Source organism: Serratia sp. 1D1416 (genome assembly GCF_003641105.1).
In the GTDB taxonomy this organism is placed as follows: Bacteria; Pseudomonadota; Gammaproteobacteria; order Enterobacterales; family Enterobacteriaceae; genus Serratia; species Serratia ficaria.
The window spans coordinates 5,017,117-5,036,060 of sequence record NZ_CP032738.1 but is presented as its reverse complement, the minus strand read 5'-3'; the positions used below and the strand labels follow the sequence as shown (position 1 = coordinate 5,036,060).

General features: G+C 62.1%; 15 protein-coding genes. 12 read left to right on the top strand and 3 right to left on the bottom strand.

Translation table 11 applies throughout. The features are described from left to right. Positions 1-257 precede the first annotated feature (257 nt). From ssuD to D7I37_RS24370, 8 genes are all read left to right on the top strand, one after another. The gene (gene ssuD, locus D7I37_RS24405; protein ID WP_095098323.1) at positions 258-1,430 is read left to right on the top strand and encodes an FMNH2-dependent alkanesulfonate monooxygenase; all 1,173 of its coding nucleotides are present in this window, start codon (positions 258-260) and stop codon (positions 1,428-1,430) included. Beyond that, the gene (locus D7I37_RS24400) at positions 1,430-2,812 is read left to right on the top strand and encodes an FAD/NAD(P)-binding protein (protein WP_061797517.1); all 1,383 of its coding nucleotides are present in this window, start codon (positions 1,430-1,432) and stop codon (positions 2,810-2,812) included. The genes ssuD and D7I37_RS24400 overlap by 1 nt, the downstream gene beginning before the upstream one ends. A gap of 85 nt (positions 2,813-2,897) precedes the next feature. Further along, the gene (locus D7I37_RS24395; protein ID WP_129544510.1) at positions 2,898-4,304 is read left to right on the top strand and encodes an LLM class flavin-dependent oxidoreductase; all 1,407 of its coding nucleotides are present in this window, start codon (positions 2,898-2,900) and stop codon (positions 4,302-4,304) included. Between the two features lie 7 nt (positions 4,305-4,311). Further along, positions 4,312-5,331, top strand: a complete 1,020-nt coding sequence (locus D7I37_RS24390; protein ID WP_061797515.1) for a methionine ABC transporter ATP-binding protein — start codon at positions 4,312-4,314, stop codon at positions 5,329-5,331. Next, complete coding sequence (locus tag D7I37_RS24385) at positions 5,328-6,032, top strand: methionine ABC transporter permease (protein ID WP_061797514.1); 705 nt, start codon at positions 5,328-5,330, stop codon at positions 6,030-6,032. Before D7I37_RS24390 ends, D7I37_RS24385 begins: the two co-directional genes overlap by 4 nt. A 2-nt stretch (positions 6,033-6,034) precedes the next feature. Beyond that, the gene (locus D7I37_RS24380) at positions 6,035-6,910 is read left to right on the top strand and encodes a MetQ/NlpA family ABC transporter substrate-binding protein (protein WP_061797512.1); all 876 of its coding nucleotides are present in this window, start codon (positions 6,035-6,037) and stop codon (positions 6,908-6,910) included. Positions 6,911-7,093: 183 nt separating this feature from the next. Beyond that, on the top strand, positions 7,094-8,548 hold the full coding sequence (locus tag D7I37_RS24375) for an MFS transporter (RefSeq protein WP_061797510.1): 1,455 nt from the start codon (positions 7,094-7,096) through the stop codon (positions 8,546-8,548). Continuing rightward, positions 8,545-9,762 (top strand): acyl-CoA dehydrogenase family protein, encoded by a 1,218-nt coding sequence (locus D7I37_RS24370; RefSeq protein ID WP_061797509.1) that lies wholly within the window; start codon positions 8,545-8,547, stop codon positions 9,760-9,762. The genes D7I37_RS24375 and D7I37_RS24370 overlap by 4 nt, the downstream gene beginning before the upstream one ends. Before the next feature lie 42 nt (positions 9,763-9,804). Here D7I37_RS24370 and D7I37_RS24365 read toward each other — a convergent pair whose 3' ends face one another. Then, positions 9,805-10,440 carry a flavodoxin family protein gene (locus tag D7I37_RS24365; protein ID WP_061797507.1) on the bottom strand — a complete coding sequence of 212 codons (636 nt, stop codon included), beginning with the start codon at positions 10,438-10,440 and terminating at the stop codon, positions 9,805-9,807. Between the two features lie 119 nt (positions 10,441-10,559). Between D7I37_RS24365 and D7I37_RS24360 the strand changes: the two genes are divergently transcribed. The 4 genes from D7I37_RS24360 (at position 10,560) to D7I37_RS24345 (ending at position 15,455) form a co-directional block, all read left to right on the top strand. After that, positions 10,560-11,441, top strand: coding sequence for a LysR substrate-binding domain-containing protein (locus tag D7I37_RS24360; RefSeq protein WP_061797505.1), 882 nt, complete (start codon positions 10,560-10,562; stop codon positions 11,439-11,441). 86 nt (positions 11,442-11,527) lie between these two features. Next, complete coding sequence (locus tag D7I37_RS24355) at positions 11,528-12,115, top strand: nitroreductase family protein (RefSeq protein ID WP_061797504.1); 588 nt, start codon at positions 11,528-11,530, stop codon at positions 12,113-12,115. Positions 12,116-12,246: 131 nt separating this feature from the next. Further along, entirely contained in the window at positions 12,247-12,540 is a 294-nt protein-coding gene (locus D7I37_RS24350) for a DUF2623 family protein (RefSeq protein WP_095098314.1), read from the top strand. Positions 12,541-12,806: 266 nt separating this feature from the next. Beyond that, positions 12,807-15,455 (top strand): autotransporter outer membrane beta-barrel domain-containing protein, encoded by a 2,649-nt coding sequence (locus D7I37_RS24345; protein ID WP_129544509.1) that lies wholly within the window; start codon positions 12,807-12,809, stop codon positions 15,453-15,455. Between the two features lie 154 nt (positions 15,456-15,609). Here the strand turns inward: D7I37_RS24345 and D7I37_RS24340 are convergent, their stop codons facing one another. Further along, a complete protein-coding gene (locus tag D7I37_RS24340) occupies positions 15,610-16,287 on the bottom strand; it encodes a Fe2+-dependent dioxygenase (RefSeq protein WP_061797501.1) in 678 nt (225 codons plus the stop codon). A gap of 51 nt (positions 16,288-16,338) precedes the next feature. Further along, the gene (locus D7I37_RS24335) at positions 16,339-18,618 is read right to left on the bottom strand and encodes a catecholate siderophore receptor Fiu (RefSeq protein ID WP_371415266.1); all 2,280 of its coding nucleotides are present in this window, start codon (positions 18,616-18,618) and stop codon (positions 16,339-16,341) included. Between the last annotated feature and the right edge of the window lie 326 nt (positions 18,619-18,944).

Genomic DNA, 18,944 nt, shown 5'->3' with positions numbered 1-18,944 from the left:
AACGGAGGAAAAATCTTATCCCAGCGCAGCGGCGGCGGCGAGGGGGGCCGCCGCGGGCTTTGCTGCATTTGCAGCAGCTCATCAGCACCGGCTGTTGCCAACGCAACAGTTTTTCGCCGCCGATTTGTTTTCAATTGTTTGATTTTTAATGATTTTAAAAATAATCGGGGCTGGCATGCATCCTGCTATCAGATTTATAACCAAACAAAAACTTTCTATCGATAAAAATCAGTAATGGTTATATAGGAAATGCATAAATGACTGAGTCCGTGAAAGAGAGCATCAACGTCTTCTGGTTTTTGCCGACCCATGGCGATGGCCGCTATCTCGGCACCACCCAGGGCGGGCGCCCGGTGGATCTGCCCTATCTGCAACAGGTGGCGTTGGCCGCCGACAACCTCGGTTATTACGGCGTGCTGATCCCCACCGGCAAAAGCTGCGAGGACTCCTGGCTGGTGGCGGCGGCGTTGGCGCCGATCACCCGTCGGCTGCGCTATCTGGTGGCGGTGCGCCCCGGGCTGCAGCCGCCGAGCCTGGCGGCGCGCATGGCGGCGACGCTGGACCGGCTGTCGGAGGGGCGGCTGTTGATCAACGTGGTGACCGGCGGCGACCCGGTGGAGAACAAGGGCGACGGCATTTTCCTCAGCCACGCCGAGCGCTATGAGGTGACGCAGGAGTTTCTCGAGGTTTACCAGCGGCTGCTGCAGGGCGATAAGGTCGATTTCAACGGCAAGCATATTCGCGTCGAGGGCGCCGAGCTGCTGTTTCCGCCGGTGCAGGAAAACGGCCCGCCGCTGTATTTCGGCGGTTCGTCACCGGAGGCTATCGACATCGCCGCCAACCAGATCGATACCTACCTGACCTGGGGCGAGCCGCTGGCGCAGGTGGCGGAAAAGCTGGCGGTGGTGCGCCAGCGCGCCGAGCTGCAGGGGCGCAAACTCAGCTACGGCATTCGCCTGCACGTTATCGTGCGGGAAACCGAGGAGGAAGCCTGGGCGGCGGCCGATCGGCTGATCGCACACCTGGACGAAGACACCATCGCGTCGGCGCAGAAGATCTTCGCCCGCATGGACTCCACCGGTCAGCAGCGCATGAGCGCGCTGCACGGCGGCTCGCGCGACGGCCTGCGCATCGGCCCCAACCTGTGGGCCGGCGTCGGCCTGGTGCGCGGCGGCGCCGGCACCGCGCTGGTGGGCAATCCGCAGCAGGTGGCGGAACGCATTCGCGAATATCAGGCGCTGGGCATCGATAACTTTATCCTTTCCGGCTACCCGCACCTGGAAGAGGCGCACCGCTTCGCCGAACTGGTGATGCCGCTGCTGCCGCTGTCGCAACCGGCCAATCAGGCGGCGCGCACCGTGAATACCGGCCCGTTCGGCGAGACCATCGGCGGCGACAAACGCCCCGGCCAGACGGTGAAGGAGGGCTGATGACAACGCGTGCGCACGTCATCATCATCGGCGGCGGCTTCACCGGCGCCGCGCTGGCGATCCAACTGGCGCAGGGCGAGGTGGCGGTGACGGTGATCGAGCCGCGCGCCGCGCCCGGCTATGGGGTGGCGTACTCCACCGAAGAACCGGCGCACCGCATCAACGTGCCGGCCGACAAGATGCAGCTGGCCGGCGAGCCGCAGGGGGATTTCGAGCGCTGGTTTCGCAGCGGCGGCGGGCTGGAAACCGATCCCCAGGCGTTGTGGCGCGACGGCAAGATTTACCCGCAGCGCAATGCCTTTGGCCGCTACGTTGAGCAACGGTTTCATCAGGCGGCGCGTTCCGGCAGCGCCTCGCTGCGCCATCTGCGCGACCGGGCGGTGAGCCTGCAGCCGGATGCGCAGGGGGCGACGGTGACGACCGCCAGCGGCGAACGTCTGTGGGGCGACTATGTGGTGTTGGCGGTGAGTCATCCGCCGCCGTCGCCGCCGCGCCAGATTTCGGCCGGGCTGGCGCAGAGCGCCCGGCTGATCGCCAACCCCTGGGCGGCGGACGCGCTGGAACAGGTGGCGGCGGATGAGCCGCTGGCGATCGTCGGCGCCGGGCTGACCATGGCCGACGCGGTGGCGGCGCTGCGGCGGCGCGGGCATCGCGGGCAGATAGTGGCGTTTTCTCGCCATGGCCTGCTGCCGCGCCCCAACGCCGAAGGGGATTACCCGGCCTGGCCGATCGCGCCGGCGGCGCCGAAGCTCGGCCATTGGCTGCGACAGGTGCGGCTTGAGGTGGCCCGCGCCGCCGCGCAGCAGGTGCCCTGGCAGGCGGTGCTGGACGACGTTCGCGCCAACGGCCAGCGGCTGTGGCAAGCCTTCAGCCCGGTGGAGCAGCGGCGTTTTTTGCGCCATCTGCGCGCCTACTGGGACGTGCACCGCTACCGCATCGCACCGCAGGTCAGCACATTGCTGGAAGAAAAACGCGCGGCGGGCAGCCTGCGGGTGCTGGCGGCGCGTTTGCAACGTGCGGAGCTGGAACCGCAGGGCGTCAGGCTGGATTTGGCGCTGCGCGGCGGCGGTGCGGAAACCCTGCGGGTACAGCGGCTGCTGGTCACCACCGGGCCGGCGCACGCCGGGCTGCTCGCCAGCGGCCCGTTGCTTGGCGGGCTGGCGGAGCAGGGCGCGCTGCGCGCCGACCCGCTCGGCCTGGGGCTGTTGGTCAGCGCCGACAGCCAGGCGATTGACCGCCACGGCCGAGCCAACCCGCGCCTGCTGGTGGCCGGCCCGGCGGCGCGCGGCCGCTTCGGCGAACTGATGGGGCTGCCGCAGGTGGCGGAACATGCCCAAAGCGTCGCGCAATACCTGCTGGCGCGATGTCCGGCCTCACGCTGATCGTCCATTCCCGTTTTTAACATCCTAAAAAACCGATATCCGGCCCGGCAACGCCCGCGGCCGGCAGATAATTGTGGAGATCGTTATGTCATCGCAACGTGAAATTCGCCTTAACGCTTTTGATATGAACTGCGTCGGCCATCAGTCGCCGGGGCTGTGGGCGCACCCGCGCGATCGTTCCTGGCAGTACAAGGATCTTGAATACTGGACCGATCTGGCGCGCCTGCTGGAGCGCGGCAAGTTCGACGGGCTGTTTATCGCCGACGTGCTGGGCATTTACGACGTGCTGAACGGCAGCGGCGACGCGGCGATTCGCCAGGCCACCCAGGTACCGGTCAACGATCCGCTGGCGCTGGTGACGCCGATGGCGCTGGTCACCGAGCATCTCGGCTTCGGGCTGACCGCCTCGCTGTCGTTCGAGCATCCTTATCCTTTCGCCCGCCGGCTGTCGACGCTAGACCACCTGACCAAGGGGCGCATCGGTTGGAATATCGTCACCTCCTATCTGGAGAGCGGCGCGCGCAACATTGGCCATCAGGCGCAGACCGATCACGATGCGCGCTACGACTATGCCGACGAATACCTGCAGGTGGTTTACAAGCTGCTGGAAGGCAGCTGGGAAGACGGCGCGATCCTGCGCGATCGCCGGCGACGCATCTTCAGCGACCCGTCGAAGATCCATCCGATCAACCACCAAGGGGCGTTTTTCCAGGTGCCGGGCATTCACCTGAGCGAGCCTTCGCCGCAGCGCACGCCGGTGCTGTATCAGGCCGGCGCTTCAAGCCGCGGCAAGCGGTTCGCCGCCGAGCACGCCGAATGCGTGTTCGTCGCCTCGCCCTCGAAAGCGCTGCTGAAAAAAACCGTGGCCGACATTCGCCGCCGCGCCGCCGAGGCAGGGCGCGATCCGCGCAGCATTCTGATCTTCAACCTGCAGACGGTGATCGTCGGCGAAACCGACCGGCTGGCGCAGGAAAAATGGCGGGAATACAAATCCTATACCAGCTACGAAGGCGCGCTGGCGCTGGTGTCCGGTTGGACCGGCATCGATTTCGGTCAGTATCAGCCGGATCAGGTGCTGAAGCATCTGCACACCAATGCCATTCAGTCGGCGGTGGAAACCTTCTCCAGCGCCGATCCCAGCCGCGAATGGACGGTGCAGGGCATCGCCGAATGGGTCGGCATCGGCGGTTTCGGCCCGCTGCTGGTGGGCAGCCCGCAAACCGTGGCCGACGAGCTGCAGGCGTGGGTGGAGGAAACCGACGTCGACGGTTTCAACCTGGCCTACGCCGTCACCCATGAGACCTTCACCGACGTGGTGGAACTGCTGATCCCCGAGCTGCAAAAGCGCGGGGCGTACAAGCGCGACTACGCCGCGGGCACCCTGCGGGAAAAATTGTTCAACCAGGGGCCGCGCCTGGCGGAGCCGCACCCGGCGGTGGGCTACCGCTGGCCGGCCGGTGCGCCGTTGGCCGACGAACTGAGCGTCAAGTGAGGATGCGATGATAGAGATTGAGGGGTTGCACAAGGCGTACCGCGCGCCGGACGGGCGGCGGATTGAGGTGCTGAAGGGGGTTTCGCTCCAGGTGCCGGCCGGATCTATCACCGCGGTGGTCGGCCCCAGCGGGGCGGGCAAATCGACGCTGGCGAAATGCATCAGCCTGCTGGAACGGCCGAGCGGCGGCAGCATTCGGGTCAACGGCCAGGACTTGTCGCGGCTGTCGGGCGAGGCGCTGCGCCGGGAGCGGCGGGCGATCGGCACGGTGTTTCAGTCTTCCGCGCTGCTGCAGCGCAAAACCGCCTGGCAGAATATCGCGTTGCCGTTGGCCTATCTGGGCGTGGTGCCGCGCGATATCGACAGGCGGGTGAAGACGCTGCTGGCGGCGGTGGGGCTGGCGGACAAGGCGGCGTTTTACCCGGCGCAGCTGTCCGGCGGCCAGCGCCAGCGGGTCGGCATCGCCCGCGCGCTGGCGCTGAATCCGTCGGTGCTGTTGGCGGACGAAGCCACCTCGGGGCTGGATCCGGACGCCACCGGGGCCATTCTCGGCCTGCTTAAACAGCTGCGCGACGACTATGGCCTGTCGATCATCCTGATCACCCACGAGATGGACGCGGTGCGCGACGCCGCCGACGCGGTGGCCGAGATCCGCGACGGCGTGATTGTGCAGCAGGGGCCGGTGCGCGAGCTGCTGGCGGCGTCCGATTCCTTGCTGGGCCGCCAGCTGTTTCCGCTGAAGGCGCTGGCGTCCGACGCCGCGCTGCGGCTGCAGGTGACCTATTCCGCCCGCCAGCCGGCGGCCACCGACTGGATCAGCCGCATCAGCCGCCAGCTCGACGTGCAGATCGATCTGCTGGGCGGCCACGTTGAAGTGGTGGGCGGCAGCCTGGCCGGGCGGTTGGAAATTGCGGTGCGTTTTGGCGGCGGTTCGCGTTCGGTGGCCGAGCTGCAGGGCGAGCTGCGGCGGTTGGGCATTCTCGCCGAGGTGCTGGAACAGCGGTTGGCGCTGCGGGAGGCGGTATGAAGACGCTGCCTGACGGCGTGATGAGCCAGGACACTCCCTGGAACGAGATCCATCGGCTGATGCTGCCGGCCTACGGCGAAACCTGGCTGATGGTCGGTATCGTGATGCTGTTTGTGGTGACGATCGGCGGCGCGGTCGGCGTGGTGCTGTTCAACACTTCATCGCGCGGCTTGTTTCCGCGGCCGGCGCTGCACCGGGCGCTGAGCTGGCTGGTGAACATGGGCCGTTCGCTGCCGTTTCTGGTGCTGATGGCGGCGATTATTCCGTTCACCTTCTGGCTGACCGGTACCACTATCGGCATTCCGGCGGCGGTGATCCCGATGATCGTCGCCGGCATTCCGTTTTTCGCCCGGCTGGTGGAAAACGCGCTGCGCGAACTGCCGCCGGAGGTGACGGCGGTGGGGCTGGTGTCCGGCGGCTCGACCTGGCAGATAATCACCCGGGCGCAGCTCAGCGAGGCGCTGCCGGCGATCGTCGCCGCCATCACGCTGAACGTCATCTCGATGATCGAATATTCGGCCATCGCCGGCACCATAGGCGCGGGCGGCATCGGTTATCTGGCGGTGGTGTACGGCTACCAGCGTTTCGACAATCACATCATGATCGCCACCATTGTGGTGCTGATCGCCACTATTCAACTGATCCAGTTTATTGGTGACCGCCTGGTCGCCGCGTTGCGTCATCATCAGGAAACCTTTTAATCATGCCTAACAACGACTTTGAGATAGCGAAGAAGAAACGCTGGCCGTGGCCGGTGGGTATCGCGGCGGTGGTGATTATCGCCGCCGCGGTTTGGCACTTCACCGCCCGCCAGCAGCAGGCGGTGCAGTTCGGCAGCACGCTGCAGGTGCATTTTGAGCCGGCGATGGCCGGAGAACAGCGGGTGATCGAGTACGTCGGCGAACATATCGCGCCGGATTACGGCCTCCGCCTGGAGGCGGTCGGGCTGCAGGATCCGGTGCAGGCCGATCGCGCGGTGGCGCAGGGGCAGTACGCCGCCACTCTCTACCAGCACCAGTGGTGGCTAAAGCAGGTGGTGGACGCCAACGGCTTCAAGCTGACCCCGACGCTGCCGGTGTTCCAGTGGGCGTTCGGCATCTATTCCGACCGCTATAAGTCGATCGCCGCGTTGCCGGACGGCGCGGAGATCCTGGTGCCCAACGACGGCGCCAATCAGGGGCAGGCGCTGTGGCTGCTGCAGCGCATTGGGCTGATCGGGCTTGACCCGGCGATCGAGGCGCGCACCGCCAGGCTGAAAGACATTCGCGAGAACAAACGCCACTTCAACTTCAAAGAGCTGGACCTGCTGACCATGCCGCGCGCGCTGAACTCGGTGGATGCGGCCATTGGTTACGTGTCGCAGTTCGACGCCGGCAAGGTGCCGCGCGAGAAGGGCATTCTGTTCCCGCCGGCGCCGAAGACCTTCGCCTCGCAGCTGGTGATCGGCACGCCTTATCTGCAGGACGAAAACATTCGCAAGCTGCAGCAGGCGTTCGCCGACCCCCGGTTGCAGGCGTGGCTGAAAAGCACCGACGATCCGCTGGTGCAAGGCGTGCTGGTGCCGGTATCGGCAGAATAATCGCCGCTCGGGATGAGGGGGATGAGTTCCGGATTAACGCGGGTTAATCCGGCATTTTCGTTACGTCGTAACTTTATGTAATTAATTGATATTAATCATATTTATAGCGAAATTTGTTGTTTGTCGGCGTGCGTGTTTCACCCTATAAACGAGGTGTCACCCGCCAATTGCGACGAGGAAACTATGAGTACCTTAAATATTGATACCGCACCGCCGTTATCTGCGCCCATCGGCTCGGCCAGCGATGTGGCGCGTTTGATTAACCAACGCAGCGAGAAAAATACCCATGCGCGCATGATAGTGCTGTTGGCGCTGGGCGGCGTTTTTCTCGATGCTTATGACCTGACCACGCTGTCTTACGGCATCGACGACGTGGTGCGCGAATTCAGCCTCAGCCCGCTGCTGACCGGGGTGGTGACCTCGTCGATCATGGTCGGCACCATTCTCGGCAACCTGGTCGGCGGCTGGCTGACCGACAGGTACGGCCGCTACCAGGTGTTTATGGCCGATATGCTGTTCTTTGTGGTTTCCGCCATTGCCGCCGGGCTGGCCCCCAACGTCTGGGTGCTGATCGGCGCGCGCTTTTTGATGGGCATCGGCGTCGGCATCGATTTGCCGGTGGCGATGGCCTACCTGGCCGAGTTCTCCAAATTCACCGGCAAGGCCAACAAGGCGTCGCGCCTGGCCGCCTGGTGCCCGATGTGGTACGCCGCGTCGTCGGTGTGCTTTCTGATCATCTTCGCGCTCTATTTTCTGCTGCCGGCCGAACACGCCGACTGGCTGTGGCGCGCCTCGTTGATTTTCGGCGCCGTGCCGGCGCTGCTGATCATCATGGTGCGCAGCAAGTTCATGAACGAGTCGCCGCTGTGGGCCGCCAATCAGGGCGATCTGAAAGAGGCGGCGCGCATCCTGCGCGAGTCTTACGGCATCGCCGCCCATGAGGCGGAACCTGACGCCGCCAAACCGCCGCCGCCGCCGAAGGTCAGCTTCCGCGTGTTGTTTCAGAAGCCATACCGCGAACGCACCCTGGTTTCCAGCGTGATGAACGTTTGCATTTCCTTTGAATACACCGCCATCGCCTTCTTCCTGCCGTCGATTCTGGCGCAGTTTCTCGGCGCCGGGGTATTTGAAACCATCTCCGCTTCGCTCGGGCTGAACGTGCTGTTCGCCTTTACCGGCGGCCTGCTCGGCATGCGGCTGGCGTGGAAGTACCCGTCGCGCCACGTGGCGATCGCCGGCTTTGCGCTGCAGTTTATCGCGCTGATTTCGCTGGCGCTGATCGGCCACCCGCAGGCGGCGTTCGGCGTCGGGCTGGCGATTTTGATGCTCGGCCTGTGGCTGTTCGCCGAAGGCTTCGGCCCCGGCGCGCAGATGATGATCTACCCGGCGCTGTCTTACCCGACGGCGATCCGCGCCACCGGCGTCGGCTTCGGCCGCTCGCTGTCCGGCATCGGCAGCGCGCTGGCGCTGTTTATTCTGCCGATCCTGCAGGCGCGCTTCGGCACCGACATGTTCTGGATTGTTTCGCTGGCGGCGGCTATCCCCATCGCCTTCCTGCTGGCCATTCGCTTCGAGCCGACGGCGCACGACATCGACGACCTGGGCGAATCGCCCCAACCACAGAGGAAACTGCCATGACTCAGCATCTGTTATCCACCGGCGCGGACTATCAGCAATTGGCCGCGCGTTTTCGGCCCATTTTCGCCGACATCGCCGCCGGCGCGGTGGAGCGTGAGCTGTCGCGCACCCTGCCGCACGAGCCGATCCGCTGGCTGAAAGAGGCGGGCTTCGGCGCGCTGCGCATTCCGCGCGAGAAGGGCGGCGACGGCGCTTCGCTGCCGCAGCTGTTCGAACTGCTGACCGAACTGGCGGAGGCGGATTCCAACCTGCCGCAGGCGCTGCGGGCGCATTTCGCCTTTGTCGAAGATCGGCTGAACGCCCCGGACGACCCGCAGCGCGATCGCTGGTTCCGGCGCTTTCTCGACGGCGAGCTGGTCGGCAGCGGCTGGACCGAGATCGGCGACGTGAAGCTGGGGCAGGTCAACACCCGGGTGACGCCGCAGGCCGACGGCTGGTTGCTCAACGGCGAGAAGTTTTACAGCACCGGCAGCCTGTTCACCGACTGGATCGACGTCTACGCCGAGCGCAGCGACAACGGCGGCGCGGTGATCGCCGTGGTGAACGTCGGCCAGCCCGGCGTGGAGCGCGACGACGACTGGGACGGCTTTGGCCAGCGCACCACCGGCAGCGGCACCACGCGGTTTATCGACGCGCGGGTCGAGCGGGCGCACGTGTATGACTTTGCCGAACGCTTTCGTTACCAGACGGCGTTCTACCAGCACGTGCTGCTGGCGACGCTGGCGGGCATTGGCCGCGCGGTGTTGCGTGACGTCGGCGAGGGGGTGCGGCGGCGCAAAAGGGTCTACAGCCACGGCAACGCCGGCTGGGTGAAGGACGACGTGCAGATCCAGCAGGTGGTGGGGCACATCAGCGCCTGGGCTTACGCGGTGGAGGCGACGGTGCTGAAGGCGACCGCCTCGCTGCAGCAGGCTTACGAGGCGCATGACTCTGGCGATGAGGCGCGGCTGCAGGCGCTTAACGTGGCGGCGGAACTGGATGCCGCCAGGGCGCAGGTGATCGCCGGGGAATGGGTGCAGCGCGCCGCCGGCGAGCTGTTCAACGCGCTGGGCGCCTCGGATACCCGCACCGGCAAGGCGCTGGATCGCCACTGGCGCAACGCCCGCACGCTTTCTTCGCATAACCCGGTGATCTACAAGGCGCGCGACATCGGCGACTGGGAAATTAACCGCCATGCGCCGACCTTTATCTGGCAAATCGGCAGCGGCGGCTGAGGAACGGGCGAAAGTCAGGGGCGGCGAGGCCGCCCGGTCAGGTTACTCCGGCCACACCTGGGTGCTGCGCGGGCTGTCCATGCGGTAGTCGGAGTAGCTGCGGGTGAAGATCTCGCGTCCCAGCGCGCGCGCCGCCTGCAGCGGATCGCGCGGGTCGCGGGCGATTTCGCCGCGCTTGTTGCCTGCGCCGTGGACCAGGCCGACAAACTCGGAATGGGTGTAGCGGCTGAACTCCTGGATCTGATGCACGATGCCCAACGCCGCGCCGGGGTAAGTTTCTTCCGAAGCCACCGCCAGCCCGATGCGTTTGCCGCGCATGCGCCGATGTACCTGCTCCGCCTGCGGGTAGGCGTCGGAATAGAAGCTGAAGGAGCGGTCGAAGAAGGCCTTGGTCTGCGCCGACATGCCGTACCAATAAACCGGCGTGCAGAATACCGCCGCATCGGCCGGCAGAAAACGCTCCAGAAACAGTTCGGCGTAGCGATCGTCCGCCGGCGGCGCATGCCGCTCGTCGCTGAGAAAGCCGCTGACGTAGTCGTCGATAAAGTGCAGGCTGGCCTCGCTGCCTGCTGCGGTGGCGCCATCGATGACCGCCTGCCCGAGGGCGGCGCTGTTGCCGTCGCGGCGCGGGCTGCCGACCAGGACGATTAGGCGTTTCGGTTGATGAGTTGTGCTCATGTCAGTCTCCAGCGTTGCGGGTGAGGTTACCGGCCCTAATCTAGAAGATAACGGCGCCGGGCGACAAATGACGGCTTTTCTGCCAGGATGAGTTCAATTCATCTATTGGAGCCACCGTCATGTTCGCCACGCTGCCCGTCAATGCCTTGCGCACCTTCGAGTCCGCCGCCCGCTTGCGCAGCTTCAAGCTGGCGGCGGAGGAATTGGCGGTGACGCCAACGGCGATCTCGCATCAGATCAAAAGCCTGGAACAGCAGTTGGGTTTTGCGCTGTTTGAACGGGTGCCGCGCGGCGTACGGCTGACGCCGAAGGGCGAGCGGCTGTTTAGCGGCGTGCACGGCGCCTTGCTGGACGTCGCCAATACGCTGGAGACGCTGCGGCCGGTGCCCAGCGCCGGATCGCTGTGCGTTTCCGTTACGCACTCCTTCGCCGCGCTGTGGCTGGTGCCGCGGCTGGGCCGGTTTTATCAGGCCTATCCGCATTATCTGGTGCGGCTGGAAGCCTGCGCCGAGGTGATCGATCTGCAGCAGGACGCCAGCGTGGACATCGCGGTGCGCTACAGCCGCGCTCGGTATCCCGCCCTGCATCAGGCGGCGCGGCTGGAAGAGTCGTTTGGCGTGTACGCCGCGCCGGGCTTTGCCGCCGCTGAGCCGAAGAAACCGGTGCTGATCACCGTCAAATGGGGCGATTCCGCGTTGTACGATACCGGCTGGCGCGACTGGTGCCAGGCCGCGGGGGTGGACTGGTGGCGGCGGCATGCGGCGCTGCGCAGTTACGATGAGGAACATTATGCGCTGCAGGCCGCGGTGGCCGGGCAGGGGCTGGTGCTGGCCAGTTCGGTGATGGTGTCCGATCTGGTGAACAATGGCCTGCTGGCGGCGGTCAGGCCGGAGATCCGCGTGCCGGGCGCCGCTTACAGCGTGCTGTGCGCGCCCGGCCGCGAACGCCATCCGCCGGTCAGGGCGTTTTTGTCCTGGCTGCAGCAGGAACTGCCGCGCTGAATCAGCGCACAAAATAGAAGTTTTTCTGGCATAAGGTGTGGGAATATCAGATAACTTCCGTATTCACTTCAACGAGAGAACGCCCCATGAGTCAGCCCAGAATCCCTGATTACCCGATTGATGCGCAGTTTATCGAACGCTGGTCGCCGCGCGCGCTGGCAAACGATCCGCTCGACGATGAAACGCTGCTGAGCTTCTTCGAAGCGGCGCGCTGGTCGCCTTCCGCCTACAACATTCAGCCGTGGCGCTTCGCCTACAGCAAGCACGGCTCCGACAGTTGGGAAGACTACCTGGAGTTTTTGATCGAGTTCAACCGCAGCTGGGCGCAGCACGCCTCGGCGCTGGTGGTGATCATCTCCAAAACCACCAGCGTGAACGGCGAGCAGGAAGTCGGCAACCCGAGCCATTCCTTCGACACCGGCGCCGCCTGGGCCAACCTGGCGCAGCAGGCACACCTGAAAGGCTGGCTGACCCACTGCATGGGCGGCGTACACCACGATAAAATCAAGGCCGCGCTGAAGCTGCCGGACAACTACGTGGTGCACGGCATGGTGGCGATCGGCAAACCGGGCGATAAATCGCGCCTGCCGGACTTCCTGCAGGATAAAGAGATCCCTTCGGGCCGCCTGCAGCTGGAAAAAACCGTGATTGAGGGGCTGAATTTCAGCCTGTGACCGAATCCGATCGAGGCCCGCTTGGCGGGCTTTTTTATGCCTCAAATCCGCGGATAAAACCCGGAGGGTATGTTCCCTTGTCGTCAATCGCTGTATAATTATTTATATATCGGTATGAAATGGAGTCCACCATGGGCAATCACTTCGGCAAGGGGCTGCTGGCGGGATTAAAAGCGCAGAACCTGAAACCGGCGGCGGAACTGTCGAAGTTTTGCTCCGACTACAAACGCGGCTTCGTGCTGGGCTATGCGCACCGTCTGGCGGAAAGCACCGGCGATGAGAATCAGGCGGCGTTCGAAGCGGGAAGGCTGTGCCGGGATTATGGCCTCGGCGGTGAGTCAATGGGCGAGTTTTTCTCCGGCGGCGCCAGCCGCCTGGCGGAAAAGTTCTTTTGTGCCGGCTATAACCGGCCGGGTAAAAATTAACGGTTCCCCGCACTTTCCTGCCGGCAAACCGTACTGGATTGCCGGTTTTGGCTGACGATGATTTAACGGCAATGCCGGATTTGCGCCTGGAACACGGCTCTGGCAATGCCGAAATAATCTGAAAATTTCCGCCTGCATGGCGAGATCCCCCTGCCTATGCCAATCTTATTGAGCTTCTCAGAGCCGCTGCCGGCTCTTTTTTTGCGTTCGAATATCAGCAATGTATAAGGTTAAAAATTATTAACTGCCAAAATAACAAGGAGAAAATGGTGAATATACTCTGGGGGTATTATCCATCACCGGTAAAAACCCGGTTATCCAAACTCTATCTTGCATTGGCCATTGCGCCATTGACGATCGTCGGGAATATAGATCTTGCTCGTGCGGACGATGTCGTCTTTGAGGGCGATCATCGCATCACTGAAACGGTATCCTATGACGGCAATGTGACTATCGGTTCGGCAATGAATGATGGAAAATTATTGATAGACGGCGGTGGGTTAAATGCCAAAAACATATATATAAAGAACGTAGGGGTCGAGTCTTCGGCGTTGTTGGTTCTGCGCGGGGCAAATTCATTTGTAAATACCCAGGGCGGCAATATATACCTGAATCTTGGTGCGTTGGTCATTGGCAGCGATGCTCATTTTGAATATGACCCGAATGAGCCTGATTGGGCATACCCAGAAGTAAAGTTGGGTGCGGCGCAGGCACCCGGAGTCATTGATGACAATACGGTGATACATACCAGCAGTTTTGGATTTATTCCCGACGCCGATATTATTTTTAATCATAATTCAAATGACTATGAACTAAAAAATAAAATAGATGGGTTCGCGACGATCCTGAATTACGCGGGGAAAACAACTTTAAGCGGGGATATGCTTTTTTTCGAGGGGAACATTACTGCCAAAGGCGGGAAGCTGATCCTCAATAGCGACGTCAATACGGAAGTTGATACTGCTTACAAGTATCAGGCGTTGACCGTTGAGGATGGGGCTACCTTGATCATCAATGGAACGGCGGGCACATTTGCTTCTGGCTCCGGGTCCGGTAGCCTCGCGTTTTCAACGTCGGCATTCGTCAAGTCCGGGGGCGTTCTGGGCGGCAAAGGAACCTTTGGCAGAACCCTGGTGGAAACCGGCGGGCATATTTCCCCCGGTGATGGCGATATTGGCAAGTTGACGATTAGAAGCTGGCTGACTTTCCAGGACGGATCGTTTTATGACGTCGACATTGCCGCGGACGGCCGCAGCGATCAGTTGGGCATGCAGGGCGAGACGACGATCGGCAATAACGTTAAGGTGCTGGTGAATGCGCTTGACCCGCATACCAGCTACCAGAATGGGCAAAGCTACCGCATTCTGAGTTCGGGCGGCGGGATCAAGGGCATGTTCAGCGAGGCGGTGCTGAAGTCGGCATTCCTCGACGCAACGTTAACCCGCGACCGACAATATGTTGATTTGGCTATTAAACAAAAAGATACCGGTGGGGGTACGCCTGGCGGCGGCGACGGCAATACCGGCGGCGGCGACGGCAATACCGGCGGCGGCGACGGCAATACCGGCGGTGGTGACGGCAATACCGGCGGCGGCGACGGCAATACCGGCGGCGGCGACGGCAACACCGGCGGCGATGACGGCAATACCGGCGGCGGTGACGGCAATACCGGCGGCGGTGACGGCAATACCGGCGGTGGCGACGGCAATACCGGTGGCGGTGACGGCAATACCGGCGGCGGTGACGGCAATACCGGCGGCGGCGACGGCAATGCGGGGTCGACGGGGATCTTCCAGACCGTCGCCACTACGGGCAACCAATGGACTACCGCCGGAGCGCTGGGGACCCTGGCGCAGGAAGGTCCTTCACTGGCCCTGTACAATGGGTTATTGATGCTGAGCGCGTCGGAAGCGCGCGAGGCGTTCAATCAGCTTTCCGGCGAACAGTTCGCATCGGTGCAGTCCAGCCTGCAGCAGGGCAGCATGCTGGTCGGCAATGTCGTTAATCAGCATATGCTGACGATGTTTGACGATAACGGCGTCTTGCCGGTGCCGCCAATGGCCATGAGCCTGGTGCAGGGGGGCGAACGCGAACGCAACGGCGCCTGGGGGCAGACATTTGGCACCTGGACGCGCACTCAGGGCGACAGCAATATCGGCAAGCTCGACAGCGATACCGGCGGTTTCCTGGTTGGCGCCGATCGTGAGTTCAGCGACAACGTGCGGGCCGGCGCCTATGCGGGCTACAGCCGCACCCGTTTCGATGTTGATAACCGCGCCTCCTCCGGCCATAGCGATAACTACCACCTCGGTCTGTATGCCGGCGGCCAAAAGGATGCGCTCGCCTTGCGCGGCGGCCTGGGATATACCTGGAATCGCATTGAAAGCACGCGCAATGTCGGTTTCAGCACATTCTCGGATCGCTTGTCCGCTGACTACGACGCCAACGCGTTGCATGCGTTCACCGAGCTGGGCTATCGGCTGGGGAATGAGACGGTCAGCGCGGAGCCTTTCGCCAATCTAAGCTATATGCGCTTGCATACCGACAACGTTGAAGAACAGGGCGGGGCGGCGGCGTTGCGCGTCGAAGACGAAACCATGAATACCTTCTACTCGACGTTGGGGCTGCGTGGTGCAAGCGAGCTCCCGCTGGGCGGTGTCGATCTGACGCTGCACGGCACCCTGGGTTGGCAGCATGCCTATGGCGATACGGACACCTCGGCCAGGATGGCGTTTGCCACCGGCGACGCTTTCACGACCCAGGGAGCGCCGATCGATAAGGATGTGGCGATAGTGGGCGCGGGTGTCGATGTTCAGCTGACGCGCTCCACGCGTATCGGGATTTCCTATCAGGGGCAATACGGTGCGGATCTGCAGGCCAATTCGGTTAACGCCCAGCTGCAGGTTACCTTCTGACCGGCAAGGAATGGCCGAAGTGATAAACGCCGCGCATCCTTTTCGAGGTGCGCGGCGTCAAAATTTGGCTCCCGGGCGTCTTCGAAGCGGAGCGCGGGTTGCCTTTCGCCTACCACATTTCGCTAATTGTTGCGCCATTACGTCGGCAAGGGGGCTACACCTCGGCCCATTCGCGCAATAGGTTGTGGTACAGGTTCAGCAGCGACAGGATCTCATCCTGCTCGCCGAATGCGGTGCGCAATTTCTGGATATTCTGATCAAGTTCGAACAGTTGGGTGCGTTTCCGGTCGTCGCGCACCATGGACTGAACCCACAAGAAAGAGGCGACGCGGTGGCCTTTGGTGACCGGCGTGACGCAGTGCAGGCTGCTCGCCGGGTACAGGATCATATCGCCGGCGGGCAGTTTGACGCTGTGTTGGCCATAGCTGTCGTTGACGACCAGTTCACCGCCTTCATAGCCGCCGGGATCAACCAAAAACAGCGTGGCGGACAGATCGGTGCGCATCCAGCCGCTGGCGTCGTTTTGGCGCATGGCGCCATCGACATGAAAGCCGTAAAACTGCGCATTCCGGTAGCTGTTGAACAGCGGATTGGACAGCCTTGCGGGCAGCGCGGCGGCAAAGAACAGCGGATTGCGCTGCAGCGCCGCGCCGACCACGGCCTGCGCTTTTTTGTAGCCTGCGCTTTGCATGTCCAACTGCCGATTGTTTTTGACTTTGGCGCCTTGTTCTCCGGTGCTGACGCGGCCGTCGACCCACGGGGTTTCGGCCAGCGTATGCAGCAGGCAATGGACTTCTTCGGGGGTTAGCACTTCCGGGATATGCAGCATCATGATTGGCGTTCCTTGCCTCCCGCAGGACAGCCCCGCGGGACGGCGCGAAGATTAGAAATGCACGTTGGTGGTCAACATGAAGGTGCGCGGATCGCCAGGATGATAGCGATAGCCGCTTTTGTTGATCGACGATACGTAGTCTTTGTCGAAGAGGTTGTTGAGGTTAAGCTGGACATCGACGTGCTTATTGATCTTATAGCCCGCCATCGCATCCGCGACCCAATATCCCTCGGTGTAAGCCGGCGTGCCCACCGCGCCGTCTTTGCCGCGCTTCATCCCGCCGACGTAACGCGCGCCGCCGCCAAGGGTGAGCCGATCGGTGATTTGGTAATGGGTCCATAGCGTGAAAGCCCGTTTTGGCGTGTAGGTCAGCGCCGATGAACCGTCCTGTGCGGCATTGGCCCCGTCGCGGATGCTGGCGTTTTGCAAGGTGTAACCGGCGAACAGGCGCCAGTCGGGGGTGATATTGCCGACCATGCCCAACTCATAGCCTTGAACGCGTTTCTTGCCGTATTGAGAATAGGTTGCGTCGTCATTTTTCCCCACCTCGTTTTCAATATCGGTACGGAACAGCGCCGCCGTCAGCAGCAGGTGATTGCCCAACAGCGCCCATTTGGTGCCGATCTCGATGGTTTTCGCCTTTTGCGGCTTGAAGTCAGTTCGGTTGGCGCTGCTGCCTGAGCCGGACTCCGCCAGCGAAAAGTTGTTGCCGCCGGGCGGTTGTTGAGAAATGCCGTAGTTGAGGTAGGCGTTGCCGCGCTCGGTGATATGGTACAGCGCGCCGGCTTTCCAATTGAACAGGTTGCCGGTTTTGGCGATATCCAGCGTGTTGATGGGCGTATTGGTCGCTATGCCCGGCGGGCAGGCTACGGCTCGGCGCCCGGAACCGCCGCAGGCGGTGGCGCGATCGTATGAGGTACGGTAGCTGTCTAAGCGAACGCCGCCGTTAATTTCAACGCTTCTGCCCAGTTCAAGCGTGTCGAACGCGTACAGGCCGAAAGTCTCGGTTGTGCCGTTGGCGTTGGCGCCGTTGCGTGACACTGCGGGGGCGGAAACCGACGGATCGGGACGGTAGATATTGACGGCCGGCAGGGCGACGGCGTGCAGGCCATAATGGGTTTGGCGCTCGCGCGTAAACTCCACGCCGGCGCTAACGTCGTGGCGCACCGTGCCGGTACTGAATTTGCCGGTCAGGTTGGTTTGGTTGCTCAGCAAGGTGTTGCGCGCATCTTTGGTATTGGCCAGCCGTGAAGCGGTCCAGGTGTCGACACGATTAGCATCGACGATAACCACGTTTTTGTCGCCTATCATAAAGGCGCTCAACAGATAATCCTGTTTCACCTGGGACCAGCGGGTGGTATTGCGCAGCGTGAGGTTATCCGTAAGATCCCGTTCCAGGCGGAGCGTTGCCGTATCCGTGGTCGAGTTGTCGCGATCGTCTCGGGTGCCATAAAAATTACGGCTGTTCACTTTCCCCGCGTCGTTCAACGCGTCGGTTCGGGCACTCGGCGCGGAATAACCCGGTAAACCGAGGGTGGGAACGCCGCCGTCCGGCACGTTGTCCTGTTGCAGATGGAGGTAGTTCAGGTAGAGGCGGGTGGCAGTGCCAAGGCCGTAAGCGAAGGAGGGAGCAACGCCGAAACGTTCTTGCCGCACATGGCGACGGCCGGCCTCCGGCGCTTTCTCACCCAGCAGATTCAAACGGATAGCCGAGGTTTCGCCGAATGCCTGGTTATAGTCCAGCGTGGCGCGGCGGTAACGGGCGCTGCCCAGGCTGGCCGACGCGTCCAGGCCGGTATCCATGCGCGGTTGCTTGCTGACCTGATTGATCGAACCGCTGGGGGCGCTGCGGCCATAGTCTGCACCTGAAGGGCCTTTGAAAACTTCGATTTGCTCGGTATTGAAGGTGTCTCTGGAAACGCTGGCTATATTGCGCATGCCGTCCAGGTAGAGGCTGTTGGAGGTATCAAACCCGCGCATGTAGACGGCATCACCGGTCGTTGAGTTGCCGTTTTCGCCGGCGAAAAAAGCGCCTGCGCCGGCCACGTTTTTTAACGCCGCGGTCAGCGTAGTGGCGCCCTGTTCTTTGATTAGCGCTTCAGGGATCAGCACCATCGTACGCGTCGTATCTTTCTGCGGGCGGGTAAATTTGGGGTCGGCCGATGCCTGGATATAAAACGAGTCTGGCGCATCGGCGGTCACCAGCCTTTCTTCGCTCGCCGGAGCCGGGGGGGCGGTTTCGGCGAGGCTGGCGCCACTCGCCCCCATGCAAAGCCCGGTAAACAAGGTTAAGGAGCTAACGCCGGAGAATGAAAATCGGTCGTTCGAAATCCTGGCCGGTGAAGTTTTTACATTTTTTATATAGTTCATTTTTATCATCTTCCTGATGTAAATGGTAATGAGAACTATAATCACTGGTAGGTTATTGTGCAGCGATTTTATTTTCACTCTTACGTGAAAAGCTAATGATATTTAACTTTTTCTTTACTGTTTTTATTTGTTTTTTAGGCATTTACCTACAGAGTTTTGATAGGGGTTAATGTGTTTTATAATGATGTGGTTTTTACGAATTGATGGGGTGGGGGACAGGTTTATAAAATAACTCACAGAGTTATCTCTATAATGTAAATAACTCACGTTAATTGAATCAGTAAGTG